This is a genomic window from Methyloceanibacter sp. (genome assembly GCF_041573655.1).
Classification (GTDB): Bacteria; Pseudomonadota; Alphaproteobacteria; order Rhizobiales; family Methyloligellaceae; genus Methyloceanibacter.
In genome coordinates this window covers 38,833-52,967 of sequence record NZ_JBFFQD010000013.1, presented here as the reverse complement: position 1 = coordinate 52,967, position 14,135 = coordinate 38,833, and the positions used below count along the sequence as shown (strand labels likewise).

The window sequence follows — 14,135 nt, the reverse complement described above, 5'->3', positions numbered from 1 at the left end:
CGTGCGCGCTCGTACCGTGCATCGCGGCAAGCATCGGCGCGGGCTACACCGGAGGCAGCCACGGCCGTCAAAAGCACGAGGCCAATCTGGAGGAAGCGCTTGCGCATCGGGCCCAAGCGTCTACTTCAGCGCCACGAAGATCTTGTAGTCCTCGAGCCTGGATCCGTACTGAACTTGAAGAGACATCTGCCGCACCATGGAGAAGTAGCCGGACGTCTTGCCCGGCGGAATGGTGGCGGAGACCGTCATTCTGTCGTTGGCCAGGGTCTGCTTGTTGGGACCCGCCGCGCGGACGCTGACCGGCGCGCTCACCCTGCCCGGCTTGCCCTTGGGCCCTAACAGTACGCGGCCGGCGAAGCCGTATTTGACGACGACCTGGCCGCCATAGACCCGGCATTCGCGCGACAGCTTGGTGATCTCGGTGCGATTGACGACGTACATCTGATCGCCGTCATGACCATTCTGGTAAATTGTGCGCAAGCGCTCGTTGGGCCAGGCAACGACTTGCGGGCAGTCGAGGGATTTGCCGTCCGGGGACGTGGTCGCGGCTGCGGGCGCCTGGGCGATTTGGGCGTCGGGCACACTGTCCGGCAACCTTTCGCTGGAGTACCCCGTGGTTTCGCTCGAGCCGAAGGGGTTGGAGACGGCTCCACCGCCGCAACCAGCCATAGCCGGAAGGCAGGCCAGCAATCCGCAAAGCCCGATCGTCCGCAGCCACGAAAGTCCTTCGATCCGCCTCAACTCCGCCCGTCCTTGGCTTGACATGCCAGGCATCCGCGCCTGATATGCCCGGGCTCGACGCAAGACTTCGCATGAAATCTTGTGAGTTTCCGGGCCCTTCGTTGGCCGCCAAACTATCCCGCCAGCGGTAGGACCGACAAGGCCAGACTTGAGCCGCCCATGGCCCGGAAAAGGCCATTTTCTGGAGCGCCGATGACCGGCATAAACCACGCGAACGGACGGTCCGACGGACGTCCCGCCTTGACGATCTATCTCGCCAGCCCGCGCGGATTCTGCGCCGGCGTCGACCGGGCGATTCAGATCGTGGAGCTGGCGCTCGAGAAATTCGGCGCGCCCGTCTATGTCCGCCATGCCATCGTCCATAACCGCTATGTCGTCGAGACCCTCAGGGCCAAGGGGGCAGTTTTCGTCGAAGAATTGGACGAAATCCCGGATACCGAGGCGCCCATCGTGTTTTCCGCCCATGGCGTGCCCAAGGCGGTGCCCGAGGCGGCTCAGAACCGCGACATGTTCGTGCTGGACGCCACCTGTCCGCTCGTCTCCAAAGTGCATATCGAGGCGGAGCGGCTCTATGAGGACGGCGCGGAGATCCTCCTTGTCGGCCATGCCGGCCATCCGGAGGTGATCGGCACCACCGGCCAGCTTCCGCCGGGCGCGGTGCATCTGATCGAGACCATCGGCGACGCCCAGGCCTTCACGCCGAAGGATCCCGGCCGGCTTGCCGTCATCACCCAGACCACGCTCTCGGTGGACGACACCAAGGAAATCATGGACGTGCTGCGGGAGCGGTTTCCGAACATCGCCGTGCCCCGCAAGGACGATATTTGCTACGCCACCACGAACCGGCAAGACGCGGTGAAGCGAATCGCGGCAAAATGCGACCGGATGATCGTGGTTGGCTCGCCAAATAGCTCGAATTCGCTGCGCCTCGTGGAGGTGGCCGAACGTGCCGGCTGCCCGCGCGCCATGTTGATGGAACGCGCGGCCGAGATCGACTGGAGCGTGTTCGACGGGGTCGGCCGGCTCGGCATCACGGCAGGCGCCTCCGCGCCCGAAGTGCTGGTGGACGACATCATCGACGCGTTCAGGAGGCGCTTCGACGTGCACGTCGAAACGGTGACCACGGCGGAGGAGAACATCTCCTTCAAGCTTCCCCGCCCCTTAAGAGACGTGCCGGCGGCATAACATGGCTGTCTATACGGACGTCTCTGATGAAGAACTCGATGTCTTCATTGCCAGTTACGACATCGGCGCGCTGACCTCGTTCAAGGGCATCGCCGAAGGCGTGGAGAACTCGAACTACCTCGTTCATGCCGAGGCCGGGCCCTTCATCCTCACGCTCTACGAGAAGCGCGTGCGCCCTGAGGACCTGCCCTATTTCCTGGGGTTGATGGAACACCTCGCGGCACACGGCATTTCATGCCCGCTTCCGGTGCGTGACCGGGAGGGCCGCATCCTGCGCGAGTTGGCAGGGCGGCCTGCCGTGTTGATCAGCTTCCTGGAAGGCTTGTGGGTGCGCAGGCCGGGCATCGCCCATTGCGCCGGGCTCGGCGCGGGGCTGGCGCAATTTCATCTCGCCGGCCTCGACTTCGACATGCAACGGGCCAACGATCTGTCCCTGCCCGGCTGGCGGGAGTTGTTCGACGAGGTGCGCGACTCTGCCGACGGCGCCATTCCGGGACTCAAGGACGAGATCGCCGGCGAGCTCGATTATCTCGGCGCGAATTGGGCTTCCGGTTTGCCGGAAGGCGTCATTCACGCGGACCTGTTTCCGGACAACGTGTTCTTTCTCGACGACAAGCTCTCCGGACTGATTGACTTCTATTTCGCCTGCAACGACATGCTGGCTTACGACGTCGCGGTGTGCCTGAACGCGTGGTGCTTCGAGCCTGATGCCTCGTTCAACATCACCAAAGCGCGCGCCATGCTGCAAGCTTATGAGCGCGTGCGTCCGCTCACGCATGCCGAGCTCGATGCGCTGCCGTTGCTGGCGCGGGGCGCGGCCTTACGCTTCTTGCTGACCCGCACCTACGATCTTCTCAACACGGACGCGAACGCGCTGGTGAAGACCAAGGACCCGAACGAGTATTTGCGCAAGCTGCGCTTCCACCAAAGCGTGACTTCGTATCGCGACTACGGAATTGGGGAGCATTAAGCGTGGGGACGCTGCCTAAGGTGGTCATCCACACCGACGGCGCTTGCTCGGGCAATCCGGGCCCCGGCGGCTGGGGCGCGATCTTGGAATCGGGCTCGCATCGCAAGGAGATTAAGGGCGGCGAGACCATGACCACCAATAACCGCATGGAGCTGACAGCGGCCATCGAGGCCCTTGAGGCTCTGAAGGTTTCGTCCGATGTCGATCTCTACACGGACTCCAGCTATATGCGCGGCGGCATCACGAGCTGGATCAAGGGCTGGAAGCGGAACGGCTGGCGCACCGCGGACAAGAAGCCGGTCAAGAATATCGAACTATGGCAGCGCTTGGAGGAAGCCGAGACGCGCCACACCGTGCGCTGGCACTGGGTGAAGGGTCATGTCGGTCACGACGACAACGAGCGCGCGGACGAACTGGCGCGCGAAGGCATGGCGCCTTTCCTGAACCGCTGATCAGACCTCTTGCAGGATCGCCTCGGCGGTAGAGACCTCCGCGACACCCGGCGAGTCTTCGGTGTGCAGCACCGTTACCACGCCATCGTCGACGACCATGGCATAGCGCTTCGACCTTGTGCCGAGCCCGATGGCGCTGCCATCGAAGCCCATGCCGATTTCATTCGTGAACTCGCAATTGCCGTCGGACAGGAGCATGACCTTGCCTTCGGCGCCTGCAGCCTTGCCCCAGACATCGAGCACGAACGGATCGTTCACGGCGACGCAGGCCACGGTGTCGATCCCCTTCTGCTTGAAGACGCCGGCTTTCTCGATGAAGCCCGGCAGATGCTTCAAGTGACAGGTGGGCGTGAAGGCGCCGGGCACCGCGAACAGCACGACCTTCTTGCCGCCGAAGATCTCCTTGGTCGACAGACTCTGGATGCCTTCATCATCGAAAACCCGGAACGTGACGTCCGGCAGGCGGTCTCCTACGGCAATGCTCATCGGGGAGTCTCCTCAATACTGACTTTCGCGAGGCACCTTACCGGCTCACCTTTGGGACGCCAACCGGGCCTCGGCTATTCCTCTGTCCGGACCGTGTCGCTCGCCCCTTCGTTCGAGACGAGCGTGAAGGTCAGCGGCTTGCCCTTGACTGCGGCGGCCTCCTCTGCGCTCGCGAAGGCAACGGCGAACCGCTGCTTACCGGCCTTGAGGGGCCCGAGCGCTTTGGGCACAGGAACGAGAAGCTCCGGACTTGCGACGAAGAGGTCGGTCGCCGTGGCGCCGTCCGCGAACAACGCGTCGATCTCAAGACCAGGCGCAGGACCGTCCAGCGTTGCTTTGACCGCTTCGAGGCGTGGCAGCGTTTCATGCCCCGCCGGTTCCGGGACGACCGCGTTGGCCTGCTCAATCAGCAGGGCGTCTCCCTTGCCGAGATCGGCCGGAAGCAGGGCGCGCAGATCAACCGAACTCGGAATGCAAAGATCCTTGCAGAGCCCGTACTCAAAAGTCAGCGACAGCGTGACGGGTTCGCCCGCGTTTTCCGGCGTGATCTTGACGGGAAAGACCACCTCGTCGTCGTAACCGATCGCCGTGCCTGCAGCGTCGGCGAAACGGTGGGGCATGGGATAGAGCACCTCGGCGCTTTTGACGTTCTTCGAACCGGTCCAGTCGAAGGTCGGCGGCACGCCGGAATCACCAGGGTTGCGCCAATAGGTTTTCCAACCGGGCTCCATTCGAAGCTGAACGCCGGCGTAAAGTGCAGGCGTACCGTCTGCATCAAGCGTCCCGCTCACCAGCCGCACCTTGGAATTGGTCTGCTTCGACCAAGGCGATTGCCCCTTCGATGCGGCAAGCCCGGGCGTGCCGAGGGCGACGCCTAGAAACGCGCCAAATGCCGACAAGGCAAGCAGCATCCCCGCGCGGTACAGAAAATCGTTCATTCTTGACATAGACCTTGCTTCAGAAATTGGCTGAACACTTGAGCGAAAATTTAGCGCTGCTACGGAAACGGCGCGACCTTGGAAGGGTCAAGTTGCGTCACGCTTGCGTGAACCGTTTGCGCGAAGAATGACAGGGCCGCCTTAATTCAGCGTTGCCTCTTCCCTGGTGGTGGAACTGATGTAGCATGGCCTTATGGACAGCGGCTCCCAAACTGAGGACGAAGGCTATCTCGACGGCCAGCTCCTCATCGCTATGCCGGCGATGGGCGATCCGCGCTTCTCCCGCTCGGTGATCTATCTGTGCGCGCACTCTTCGGAAGGCGCCATGGGCATCATCATCAATCAGCGGGCGCCCAATATCAGCTTCAGCGAACTCCTCGAGCAGCTCAACATCGTGCCGACGGAAGATCGCATCGCGCTTCCTGCCGGCTTGTCTGCCATGGATGTGCATCTTGGCGGACCGGTGGAGACTGGCCGCGGCTTCGTGTTGCACAGCGCGGACTACTTCAAGGTGGAGAGCACGCTGCCTATCGATGAGACCGTCTGCCTTACCGCCACTGTCGACATCTTGCGTGACATCGCCAAAGGCAGCGGGCCGAACAAGGCGCTACTCGCGCTTGGCTACGCGGGCTGGGCGCCCGGTCAATTGGAGGACGAGATTCACGCGAACGGCTGGCTCAACTGTCCCGCCAATCCGGAGCTGATCTTCGATCCCGAACTGGACGGCAAGTATTCGCGCGCGCTCGGCAGCCTCGGCATCGATCCCATTCGGTTGGTGAACGACTCAGGTCACGCCTGAGCGGTGCTCGGCCCCGGCAGCGCCGGGATGGCGCCTTGGCTTGGCGCATCGACTTCCATGCCCGAGGGTGCTGTCTGCGGCGCCGGCGCGTGAGCGCGTTCGCGTTGCTTCCGTTTGCGATGGCTCGCCAGCGCGGCGAGAAGCGCGGCGACATCCTTCGCCGCCATCGGCTCGCCGTAGTAAAATCCTTGGCCGAACTCGCAGCCTATTGAACGCAAATACCCGGCGTCGGCTTGTGTCTCCACGCCCTCGGCGACGACTTCTTTGCCTAACTCGTGCGCCAGCGCCACGACCGAACGCAAAATCAACGGCGTCTGTCCGTTTTGCGAAGCGTCCCGGACCAACGAGCGATCGACCTTGATGACGTCAAAGGGGAAGCGATGCAGATAGCTCAAGGAGCTATAGCCGGTGCCGAAATCGTCGAGCGCTAGGCTCGCGCCATAGGTCTTCAGCCAGGCGAGAATTTCGACCGCGCGCTCGGGGTTCTCCATCACCAGCGACTCGGTGATCTCAAGCTTCAACGTGCCCCGCGGCACTGACTCGCGGGCCAGCATTAACCGGATCTCCTGCACCATGTCCTGACGGAAGAGCTGGCGGCTCGACACGTTGACGCTGACGAACAAGGGATCGCGGTCGCGCGGCAGCACTTTGTGCCAGCTGGCCGCCTCCTCCAACGCCTGGTTCAAGACATAGCTGCCGAGATCGACGATGAGATTGGATTCTTCGGCGAGCGGGATGAAGTCCTCGGGCACAAGACGCCCGCGGGTCGGGTGGTCCCAGCGCACCAGCGCCTCGAAGCCGGCGAGCTGGTTCGACGCGAGCCGGGTAATGGGCTGATAGAACACAGAAATCTGCCCGCGATCCAACGCCAATCTGAGCTCGCTCTCCAGCGGCAGCCGGCTCTCGTCCTCGGTGCGCATTCCCGGATTGAAGATTTCGATACGGTCGGCGCCGCCGCGCTTGGCGCGCAGCACGGCAATCTCGCCGTCGCGCAGCATGTCCTGCGCCGTCGCTTGGGAGCCGTCATGCACGACGATGCCGATGGACGCGGTCAGGACAATCTCTTTGGCGCTGATCTTCATCGGCGTGCGCAGCGACCGCCTCACCCGCTCCGCCAGCGTGGCAACATGATGCGGATCGCTGTCAGAGATCAACAGGATCGCGAACTGATCGCCACCAAGGCGCGCCAACGTGTCTTGCGGATTGAGATGACGGCCAAGCCGGCGTCCCAAGGTCAGCAACATGGAATCGCCAATGACGAGACCGAAGCTCTTATTGACGTTCTTGAAGCGATCGATGTCGATGAAGATCAACGTGGGCCGGTGAGACTGACCCTCGGCGGCGCGCGTGATGGCGCCTTGCAGGCGGTCCATGAACAGTTCGCGATTAGGAAGCCCCGTCAGGCTGTCATGAACCGCGTCGTGCATGAGCCGCTCGTGCGAGCGCTTCAGGCTCGTCACATCGCGCATGAGACCGACACAGCGCAACAGCCGCACGTTGTCGCTCGGAGCAGCGTGGGCGCGAAGGTCGTACCAAAAATAGGTTCCGTCGTGACGCCGCAAACGGAAGTCGATCTGAAGATCGCCCCCTTGCTTCTCCTGCAGCGACCAAAGCATTAGACGGAAACGCTCGCGGTCGGACGCGTGCATGTGCTGGAGGAAGTTTTCGACCGTCCCGTTCAGCGCACCGGGGTCGAGGCCCAGCTCCACCTCTACCTCGTCACCCATGGTGATGAGATCGCGGCCGGCGTGCCATTGGAAAACATGTGTGCCCGAGCCGTCGACGGCGAGCGACTTCATCTGCACGAGGCTGGGGGGCCCGAGGCTCACCGCTGTGCCGCCGGTGCGGAAGGCGAACTGCGTCACCGTGAAGCCAAAGAGCACGATGATCAGCACGAGGCCGGCAATGAGACCCGAGACGACGACCTCTCCCGACAACTTGCCGAGCACGATCATGGCTGCGCCGAGGATCCACACGATGAGGAGCATCCAACTCGGGATCAGCGACATGGCGCGATCTTGTCCGCGCAGCGCGAAGTACACGATGAGCGCGGTGCCGACACCGGCTATGACGAAGGCGGAAGCGCGGGCGAGGCCGGCGGCGGTTTGCGGATCGACGATGGCGACAACGATCAGCGCGAACTGAGCGGCGATCCAGACCCAGAACACGGTCTTGATCCACATATGCCACAGGCCGATACGCAGGAAGGTGTAAAGGAACAGCACGAAGCTCGCGAAAAGTCCGGCTTCGGCGGCGGCCCGATAGAGCGCGGTGCGGTCGGGGCCTACGGGGAACAGCTTGTTCCAGAAACCGAAGTCGACGCAGAAATAGACGAGCGCGGCCCAGGCGACGAGCGCGGTTGCGGGGAAGATCGCCCGGTGGTTGGCGGCAAAGATCGCGGTGAGGAAGATGGCGAGCAGGCCGGTGATACCGAGCAGGACCCCGTTGAACAGCATGCGGTCTTGCTGTTTCGCCTGGTAGATGTTCGGCGTCCACAGGGTGAGGCTCGGCACTTTCGATGAGGCGAGCTCAGCGGCGTATGTCACCGTCTGTCCGGGCTCCAGGCTCAAGCGGAACATGTCCGCGCGGTCGCTTTTTAGTGGTTCGGGACGAAAGCCGAGAGACGGCGTCACCGCGGTGATGCGCGGCGCATCGAGCTCGGGGCGGAAGACGCGGGAGTTAGCCAGCGTATAGCGCGGCGCCACGAGCCAGCGCACGATGCGCTTGTCAGTCGGGTTCGACAGGGCGAAGACGAGCCAACCCGGATTGGTGCCGGGCGTGGAGGCCTGCACCGCCATGCGGCCGATATAGCCGTCGGGACCGGGCGCGGTCTCAATTTGAAGTCGATCGCCCCTTCCCTCGTAGAGTTCGCCCTTGGCGGTAATGTCGACCTTAGGATTATCCGGTTCGACGGGGATCGCCTCGATGGCGTAGGCCAGCCCAGGCAGAAAAAGGAACAACGCGAGCGCAAGGCACACCGCCACGCGAAGCGCGCCCCGGCAGTTTTGCCAGGGAGACATCGCTTCAACGCTTGCAGCGGCGTTTGTCTCCGCCATTACTCCCCCGTTCATCACCGCATCCCGCTAAATACGCGGATCGGAATCCAGCAGCGCATAGAGAATGTGGTCCTGCCAGACGCCGTTGATCCGCAGATAACGGCGCGCCAGGCCCTCGCGCTGGAAACCGGTCTTGTCGAGAAGCCGCATGGAAGCCGTGTTGGTCGGCAAGCACGCGGCTTCCAGCCTATGCAGTTCGAGCGTCTCGAATACGAAAGGCACGAGGGCGCGTACGGCCGCCGTCATGTAACCCTGTTGGGCGTACTCCGCGCCAACCCAATAGCCGAGCGTGCAGGACTGGGTCACGCCGCGCCGGACGTTGCAAAGCGTGAGGCCGCCGACGAGTGCGTTGGTCACCTTGTCATAGATGAAGAGCGCATAGCCGACATCCTCGCGCAGGTCGCGCAAGTAGTGCCGCACGCGGCGGCGGAAGGAAGCTCGCGACAGCTCGTCCGGCGCCCACAGAGGCTCCCAAGGCATTAGAAAGTCGCGGCTGGTCGCTCTGAGCTCGGCCCAAGCGGGATAATCGGACATCTGCGGGGTCCGCAGCATGACGCGCCCAGCCTCGATGGCCGGGCCAAAATCGCTTGGGGATGCAGCTCGCAGCAATGCCATCGCTTAGCACCCTCTTCAGGCAGCTCTGCTCGCCGGGAGCCTGAACTTTTCGGCCACCGATTCGAATTTTGCAACATTAAGAATGGGGCCCACGGTGGCAAGGCTCACGGGCGATCCCAGCAAACGCGCAACCATGGATTGAATATCGGCGGTCTCCACCCTCTCGACCTCTTCGATGATCTCGTCGGTGGTCAGCACCCGGCCGTGAACGAGGATCTGCCGCGCAATCTGCTCGGCGCGGGCGCCGGAGCTTTCCAGTCCGGCCAAGAGCCCCATCTTGATCTGCGCCTTGACCCGGGCAATCTCCGCGTCGTCAAAGCCGTCGTCGGCCGCGCGCGCCAACTCGCCCCGAATGACGCCGAACAGGTCGTCGGCCTTTTCGGGACTGCCCGCCGCGTGAACGACAAACATGCCGCTATCGGCGAGGCCCGAGGAGAAGGCATAGACGGAATAGCAAAGGCCGCGACGCTCCCGCACCTCTTGGAACAGGCGCGACGACATCCCGCCCCCGAGCGTGCCGGCAAGAATCTGCGCCGTGAAGTAATCGTCATGGCGGTAGGGCGGCGCCTCGAAGGCCAACATGAGGTGCGTCTGCTCGAACGGTTTGTCGGACCGTTTGACACCGCCGCGGTAGACGGCCGTCTCAGGCTTTGGCGAGGCGTTCCTGTCGAGGCCCGCAAGCCGGCGCTCCGCCTCGGTCACCAGCGCTTCGTGGTCCACGGCGCCCGCCGCGGCGAGCACCATGTTGGGCGCATGATAGTGGGCGGATAAATACGACCCGAGATGATCGCGGCTGAACCCGGCAACACTCTGCACCGTTCCGAGGATCGGGCGGCCGACGGCTTGGTTGGGAAACGCCGCCTCCGAAATAAAGTCGTAGGCGATGTCCTCCGGCGAGTCCAAAGAGGCGGCGATCTCCTGGAGGATCACGTCGCGCTCGCGCCGGAGCTCGGCCATGTCGAACCGGGGCTCAAGGATGATGTCGCTCAAGATGTCGAGGGCGAGCGACATGTCGCCCCGCATCACCCTGGCGTAATAGGCGGTGGAATCCAAGCTGGTGGCAGCATTGAGATCGCCGCCGACCGCTTCGATCTCCTCGACGATGTCGCGGGCGCTGCGCCGCGCGGTGCCTTTGAAGGCCATGTGCTCAAGAAAATGGGCAACGCCGTGCTCGGCATGAGCCTCCGACCGGCTGCCGGCGCCGATCCAGATGCCAAGGGACACGGTCTCCACCTCGGGCATGGCGTGGCTGACGACCGTCAAGCCATTGGCGAGCTCTGAACGTTCGACGCTCACGCGTCCACCTCCGCCTGCTGTGGTATGTCGCGGCCGTGGCTGACGATGAACTCAGAGACGGCGCCGAACTCAGGGGGAAGCGACGCGCAGCGTTCTTCTCGACCGAGACGCAGCTTTAAGCGTTCCGGCATCTCGGGGACGCGGCCGGTCGCGCGCTTCACCGCGTCCGGGAACTTCGCCGGATGCGCCGTGGACAGGACGACCATGGGTGTGGGGGCCACGTCTTCACGCGCCGATGCGGTGATGCCGACCGCCGTATGCGGATCGACCAGCATGCCCGTTTCCTCGAAAACCCCCCGAATGGTCATCTGCGTCTCTTGCTCGTCAACGGCGTGCGCGCCAAACAGCTCGCGTAGCTGGCCAAGCTCGCCTTGGCTCAATCGGAACGCACCGGTCGTGCGCAACTCTTCCATCAGCGCCCTGATGCGGGCGGCGTCGCGACCAGCGAGCTCGAATAGAAGCCGCTCGAAATTGCTTGCCAGCTGGATGTCCATGGCCGGACTAGACGTGGCGACCACGCCTTGCGGCTCGAAGGCCCCCGACGCAAGCGCGCGCGGCAAACTGTCGTTGAGGTTCGTGGCGATAACGAGGCGCTGGACCGGTAAGCCCATGGCGCGGGCCGCGTAACCTGCGAAAATATCACCGAAATTTCCGGTGGGCACGGTGAAGGCCACGGCCTGATGCGGCGCGCCGAGGCTCACAGCCGAGGTGAAGTAGTATGGGATCTGCGCGAGGATCCGGGCGAAGTTGATGGAGTTCACGCCCGTCAGATGAAGCCGGCCGCGAAGCTCCGGATCGCCGAACATCGCCTTCACGATCGCCTGGCAGTCGTCAAACGTGCCTTCAATGGCGATGTTGTGGACGTTGGGCTCAAGGGCCGTGGTCATCTGCCGGCGCTGGACATCCGAGATGCGGCCCTTGGGGTGCAGGATGAAGATGTCGATGGCGTCGAGCCCCCGGAAGGCTTCGATGGCCGCCGCGCCTGTGTCGCCCGAGGTGGCGCCGATCACGGTGGCGCGGGCACCCTGGCGCTTCAGGACCCGGTTCATGAACCGGGCCACGACCTGCATGGCGAGATCCTTGAAGGAGAGCGTGGGCCCATGGAACAGCTCCAGGACGAAGCTGTCCGGGCCAAGCTGCGTCAGCGGAACGACCGCCGGATGGTGGAAGCCGTCATAGGCGTCCGAGAGCACCTCTTCCAAGTCCTGAAGGCACGCATCGCTGGCCAGATAGGGGCTCATCACCCGGTAGGCGGCCTTGGCATAGTCGAGCCCGGCAAGGCCTTCGATCTCGTCCGCACTGAGCTGCGGCCAGACCTCGGGCATGAACAGCCCGCCATCGGAAGCCAGAGCGGCCATGAGCGCACCCTCAAAGGGGAGCGCCGGCGCCTGCCCACGCGTCGAGATGAACTTCAAGGTCTGCCTCACGTCGAAAAAAGGGGGCTTTTCGGCCTGACCCTAGCGGCCGGAGAGGCCCCAAGCAACATGACCAAGCTTGGCTCAGTTAAGGCCGCGGGCCACGCAGAGCCCCCCACATATAGGCGGCATAGACCACCACCAGGACCACTGCCAGGCAGAACCAGGTCAGAGCATATTGCAGGTGATTATTGGTTAGGGTGAGCCGGGTCTGCCCGCCGAGGGGAAGGCCGCCCGGGACGTCGCTCTTTCTTGCCTCCAGAAAAAAGGGAATCGGCTCAACGGTGCCGCCCGGAAACATGGAGCGGCCCATGGCGGTGAGATCCCGGCTGAACCACTGATTCCTGTCAGGCTCGTTCTCGGGAATGAAGATGCCGGGTGTCTCGGGGCTGCGAATGAGGCCCGTGACCGCCCCCACCTCTTCGACTTGGCCTTGGGTCCGCGTGACGGGGTCGCGCATGGCCTCGGGCACGAAGCCGCGATCGACCAGCACCACCTCCCCGCCCACGGTCTCCAAGGGCGTAATGACGTGCCAGCCAGGTTCGCCTTCGAGAGACAACGCATAGAGATAGCGCTCCCGGTCGTGATGGAAGCGCCCCTCGACGCGCACGGGGAAATAGTCCGGGTTCGGGTACCTGCGGACAATATCGAGGGCCCGCTCCAGCGACATGGGCTCGCGTTCGGTTCGCGCTTCGATCCTGGCGATGATGCCTTCCTTCCACTCCAAGCGTTGGAGTTGCCATACCCCAAGGCCGACAAGCAGGGACACGCCAATAAGCGTAGCGATCGTCAGCTTCAGGAGGCTGCCGGTTTGCATCGCGCGCCTACTCGGATAGCAGCTTGCCTTCTTCTGCCTTGTGTCGGAACTGGAGCGCGACAAGCACGCCCTTGAAGCACCGAAGCAGAAGCAAAGGCAAGACGATGGCGAGGCTGCCCCACACGAGCGCGTGCAACCAATAAGATGGCTGGTAGAGAATCTCGGCGATGAGCGCGAGGCCGACCACGATGAAGCCGGTGATGAGAATGACGAAGACGGCAGGCCCATCGCCCGCATCGGCAAAGCCGTAGTCAAGCTCGCAGGTCTCGCAGCGCGGTGCGAGCGTGAGATAGCCGGCGAACATCTTGCCCTTGTGGCAGGACGGACAGCGCCCCGTCAGGCCGGACCGGATGGTCGCGCCGAGGGGGACGTTTGGATCGTGAACGTTGGTCATCTTTACTCAGGCCGAAATAAAAAGGGGGACGGTCCTACGACCGCCCCCCAGAATAGACGATTGTTCGCCCCTAGTGTCCGGCGTTTGCGCCCGCGCCCCACACATAGATGCAGGTGAACAGGAACAACCATACGACGTCGACGAAATGCCAGTACCAGGCGGCCGCCTCAAAGCCGAAATGCTGCTTCGGCGTGAAGTGGCCTTGCAACGCCCGGAACAGGCACACCAGTAGGAAGATCGTGCCGACGATCACATGGAAGCCGTGGAAGCCGGTCGCCATGTAGAAGGTCGAGCCGTATATGTGGTTCGAGAACCCGAACCCGGCATGCATGTACTCGTAGGCTTGCAAGCAGGTGAAGAGCGCACCGAGCACGACCGTGATCGCGAGCGCCCAGACCAAATTCTTACGGTCGTTGTGCAGCATCGCGTGGTGTGCCCAGGTCGCCGTCGTGCCGGAGAGCAGCAGGATCAGCGTGTTGACCCAGGGCAAGCCCCACGGGCTGAAAGTGTGCCCGAAATAGCCGAGACCGGCGACGCCCGTCTCGTCGCTCGGGATGGGCGGCCACTGACCGCCCGTTACTTCCGTGCGAGCGTAGGTGACATCACTGGCGGGGAACAGCGCCACGTCAAAATAGGCCCAGAACCAGGCGACGAAGAACATCACCTCAGAGGCGATGAACAGGATCATGCCGTAGCGCAGGTGAAGCTGCACGACCGGCGTCTCGTCGCCGCCATGCGCTTCCTTGATGACATCGCGCCACCAGCCGAACATGGTGAGAACAACCAGCGCCAGGCCCGGCAGGACATACCAAAGCTGCGGATCGCCTGCCTTCTTCGACATGAAGTACATCAAGACGCCAATCGCCAGCGTCAGTGCGCCGACCGAACCGATGATCGGCCACGGACTTGGATTGACGAGATGGTAATCGTGTTGCGGTTTCGCGTGGGCCTGGGCCATGTTTGGTTCCCCT

Annotated in this window: 14 protein-coding genes; 4 read left to right on the top strand and 10 right to left on the bottom strand. The window is 63.3% G+C overall.

Going from position 1 to position 14,135, the window contains the following annotated elements:
- Window positions 1-120: 120 nt before the first annotated feature.
- Window positions 121-582 carry a hypothetical protein gene (locus ABY454_RS05075; protein WP_372929095.1) on the bottom strand — a complete coding sequence of 154 codons (462 nt, stop codon included), beginning with the start codon at window positions 580-582 and terminating at the stop codon, window positions 121-123.
- 351 nt (window positions 583-933) lie between these two features.
- Here ABY454_RS05075 and ispH point away from each other — a divergent pair, with 351 nt between their 5' ends.
- Genes ispH through rnhA form a run of 3 tightly spaced genes read left to right on the top strand, consistent with a single transcriptional unit; the run spans window position 934 to window position 3,348 of the window.
- Window positions 934-1,926, top strand: coding sequence for a 4-hydroxy-3-methylbut-2-enyl diphosphate reductase (gene ispH, locus ABY454_RS05070; protein WP_372929094.1), 993 nt, complete (start codon window positions 934-936; stop codon window positions 1,924-1,926).
- Window position 1,927: 1 nt separating this feature from the next.
- Window positions 1,928-2,896, top strand: a complete 969-nt coding sequence (locus ABY454_RS05065) for a homoserine kinase (protein WP_372929093.1) — start codon at window positions 1,928-1,930, stop codon at window positions 2,894-2,896.
- A gap of 2 nt (window positions 2,897-2,898) precedes the next feature.
- A complete protein-coding gene (gene rnhA / locus ABY454_RS05060) occupies window positions 2,899-3,348 on the top strand; it encodes a ribonuclease HI (RefSeq protein WP_372929092.1) in 450 nt (149 codons plus the stop codon).
- On the opposite strand, the gene ABY454_RS05055 is transcribed toward rnhA, so the two are convergent.
- Window positions 3,349-3,834: a peroxiredoxin gene (locus tag ABY454_RS05055; RefSeq protein WP_372929091.1), complete on the bottom strand. Its 486-nt coding sequence runs from the start codon at window positions 3,832-3,834 to the stop codon at window positions 3,349-3,351. It lies immediately after the preceding gene.
- Window positions 3,835-3,908: 74 nt separating this feature from the next.
- Window positions 3,909-4,772: a protein-disulfide reductase DsbD domain-containing protein gene (locus tag ABY454_RS05050; protein ID WP_372929090.1), complete on the bottom strand. Its 864-nt coding sequence runs from the start codon at window positions 4,770-4,772 to the stop codon at window positions 3,909-3,911.
- 193 nt (window positions 4,773-4,965) lie between these two features.
- On the opposite strand from ABY454_RS05050, the gene ABY454_RS05045 reads away from it, so the two are divergent.
- Window positions 4,966-5,571, top strand: coding sequence for a YqgE/AlgH family protein (locus ABY454_RS05045; protein WP_372929089.1), 606 nt, complete (start codon window positions 4,966-4,968; stop codon window positions 5,569-5,571).
- Here ABY454_RS05045 and ABY454_RS05040 read toward each other — a convergent pair.
- The 7 genes from ABY454_RS05040 to ABY454_RS05010 all read right to left on the bottom strand — a co-directional run bounded on the left by ABY454_RS05040 (window position 5,562) and on the right by ABY454_RS05010 (window position 14,122).
- Window positions 5,562-8,627 carry an EAL domain-containing protein gene (locus ABY454_RS05040; RefSeq protein ID WP_372929088.1) on the bottom strand — a complete coding sequence of 1,022 codons (3,066 nt, stop codon included), beginning with the start codon at window positions 8,625-8,627 and terminating at the stop codon, window positions 5,562-5,564. The genes ABY454_RS05045 and ABY454_RS05040 overlap by 10 nt on opposite strands.
- A gap of 27 nt (window positions 8,628-8,654) precedes the next feature.
- Window positions 8,655-9,242 (bottom strand): GNAT family N-acetyltransferase, encoded by a 588-nt coding sequence (locus tag ABY454_RS05035; protein WP_372929087.1) that lies wholly within the window; start codon window positions 9,240-9,242, stop codon window positions 8,655-8,657.
- Window positions 9,243-9,257: 15 nt separating this feature from the next.
- Complete coding sequence (locus ABY454_RS05030) at window positions 9,258-10,538, bottom strand: M16 family metallopeptidase (RefSeq protein WP_372929086.1); 1,281 nt, start codon at window positions 10,536-10,538, stop codon at window positions 9,258-9,260.
- The gene (thrC, locus tag ABY454_RS05025) at window positions 10,535-11,965 is read right to left on the bottom strand and encodes a threonine synthase (RefSeq protein WP_372929085.1); all 1,431 of its coding nucleotides are present in this window, start codon (window positions 11,963-11,965) and stop codon (window positions 10,535-10,537) included. Before thrC ends, ABY454_RS05030 begins: the two co-directional genes overlap by 4 nt.
- Before the next feature lie 76 nt (window positions 11,966-12,041).
- Window positions 12,042-12,770, bottom strand: a complete 729-nt coding sequence (locus tag ABY454_RS05020) for an SURF1 family protein (protein WP_372929084.1) — start codon at window positions 12,768-12,770, stop codon at window positions 12,042-12,044.
- Window positions 12,771-12,777: 7 nt separating this feature from the next.
- The gene (locus ABY454_RS05015) at window positions 12,778-13,164 is read right to left on the bottom strand and encodes a DUF983 domain-containing protein (protein WP_372929083.1); all 387 of its coding nucleotides are present in this window, start codon (window positions 13,162-13,164) and stop codon (window positions 12,778-12,780) included.
- Window positions 13,165-13,234: 70 nt separating this feature from the next.
- Window positions 13,235-14,122 carry a cytochrome c oxidase subunit 3 gene (locus ABY454_RS05010; RefSeq protein WP_372929082.1) on the bottom strand — a complete coding sequence of 296 codons (888 nt, stop codon included), beginning with the start codon at window positions 14,120-14,122 and terminating at the stop codon, window positions 13,235-13,237.
- Window positions 14,123-14,135 lie beyond the last annotated feature (13 nt).

Coding starts and splice junctions, on each gene's coding strand:
- ABY454_RS05010 (WP_372929082.1), bottom strand. CDS start 14,122: ATGGCCCAGGCCCACGCGAAACCGCAACACGATTACCATCTCGTCAAT.
- ispH (WP_372929094.1), top strand. CDS start 934: ATGACCGGCATAAACCACGCGAACGGACGGTCCGACGGACGTCCCGCC.
- ABY454_RS05020 (WP_372929084.1), bottom strand. CDS start 12,770: ATGCAAACCGGCAGCCTCCTGAAGCTGACGATCGCTACGCTTATTGGC.
- ABY454_RS05045 (WP_372929089.1), top strand. CDS start 4,966: ATGGACAGCGGCTCCCAAACTGAGGACGAAGGCTATCTCGACGGCCAG.
- ABY454_RS05065 (WP_372929093.1), top strand. CDS start 1,928: ATGGCTGTCTATACGGACGTCTCTGATGAAGAACTCGATGTCTTCATT.
- ABY454_RS05015 (WP_372929083.1), bottom strand. CDS start 13,164: ATGACCAACGTTCACGATCCAAACGTCCCCCTCGGCGCGACCATCCGG.
- ABY454_RS05055 (WP_372929091.1), bottom strand. CDS start 3,834: ATGAGCATTGCCGTAGGAGACCGCCTGCCGGACGTCACGTTCCGGGTT.
- ABY454_RS05035 (WP_372929087.1), bottom strand. CDS start 9,242: ATGGCATTGCTGCGAGCTGCATCCCCAAGCGATTTTGGCCCGGCCATC.
- ABY454_RS05040 (WP_372929088.1), bottom strand. CDS start 8,627: ATGGCGGAGACAAACGCCGCTGCAAGCGTTGAAGCGATGTCTCCCTGG.
- ABY454_RS05050 (WP_372929090.1), bottom strand. CDS start 4,772: ATGAACGATTTTCTGTACCGCGCGGGGATGCTGCTTGCCTTGTCGGCA.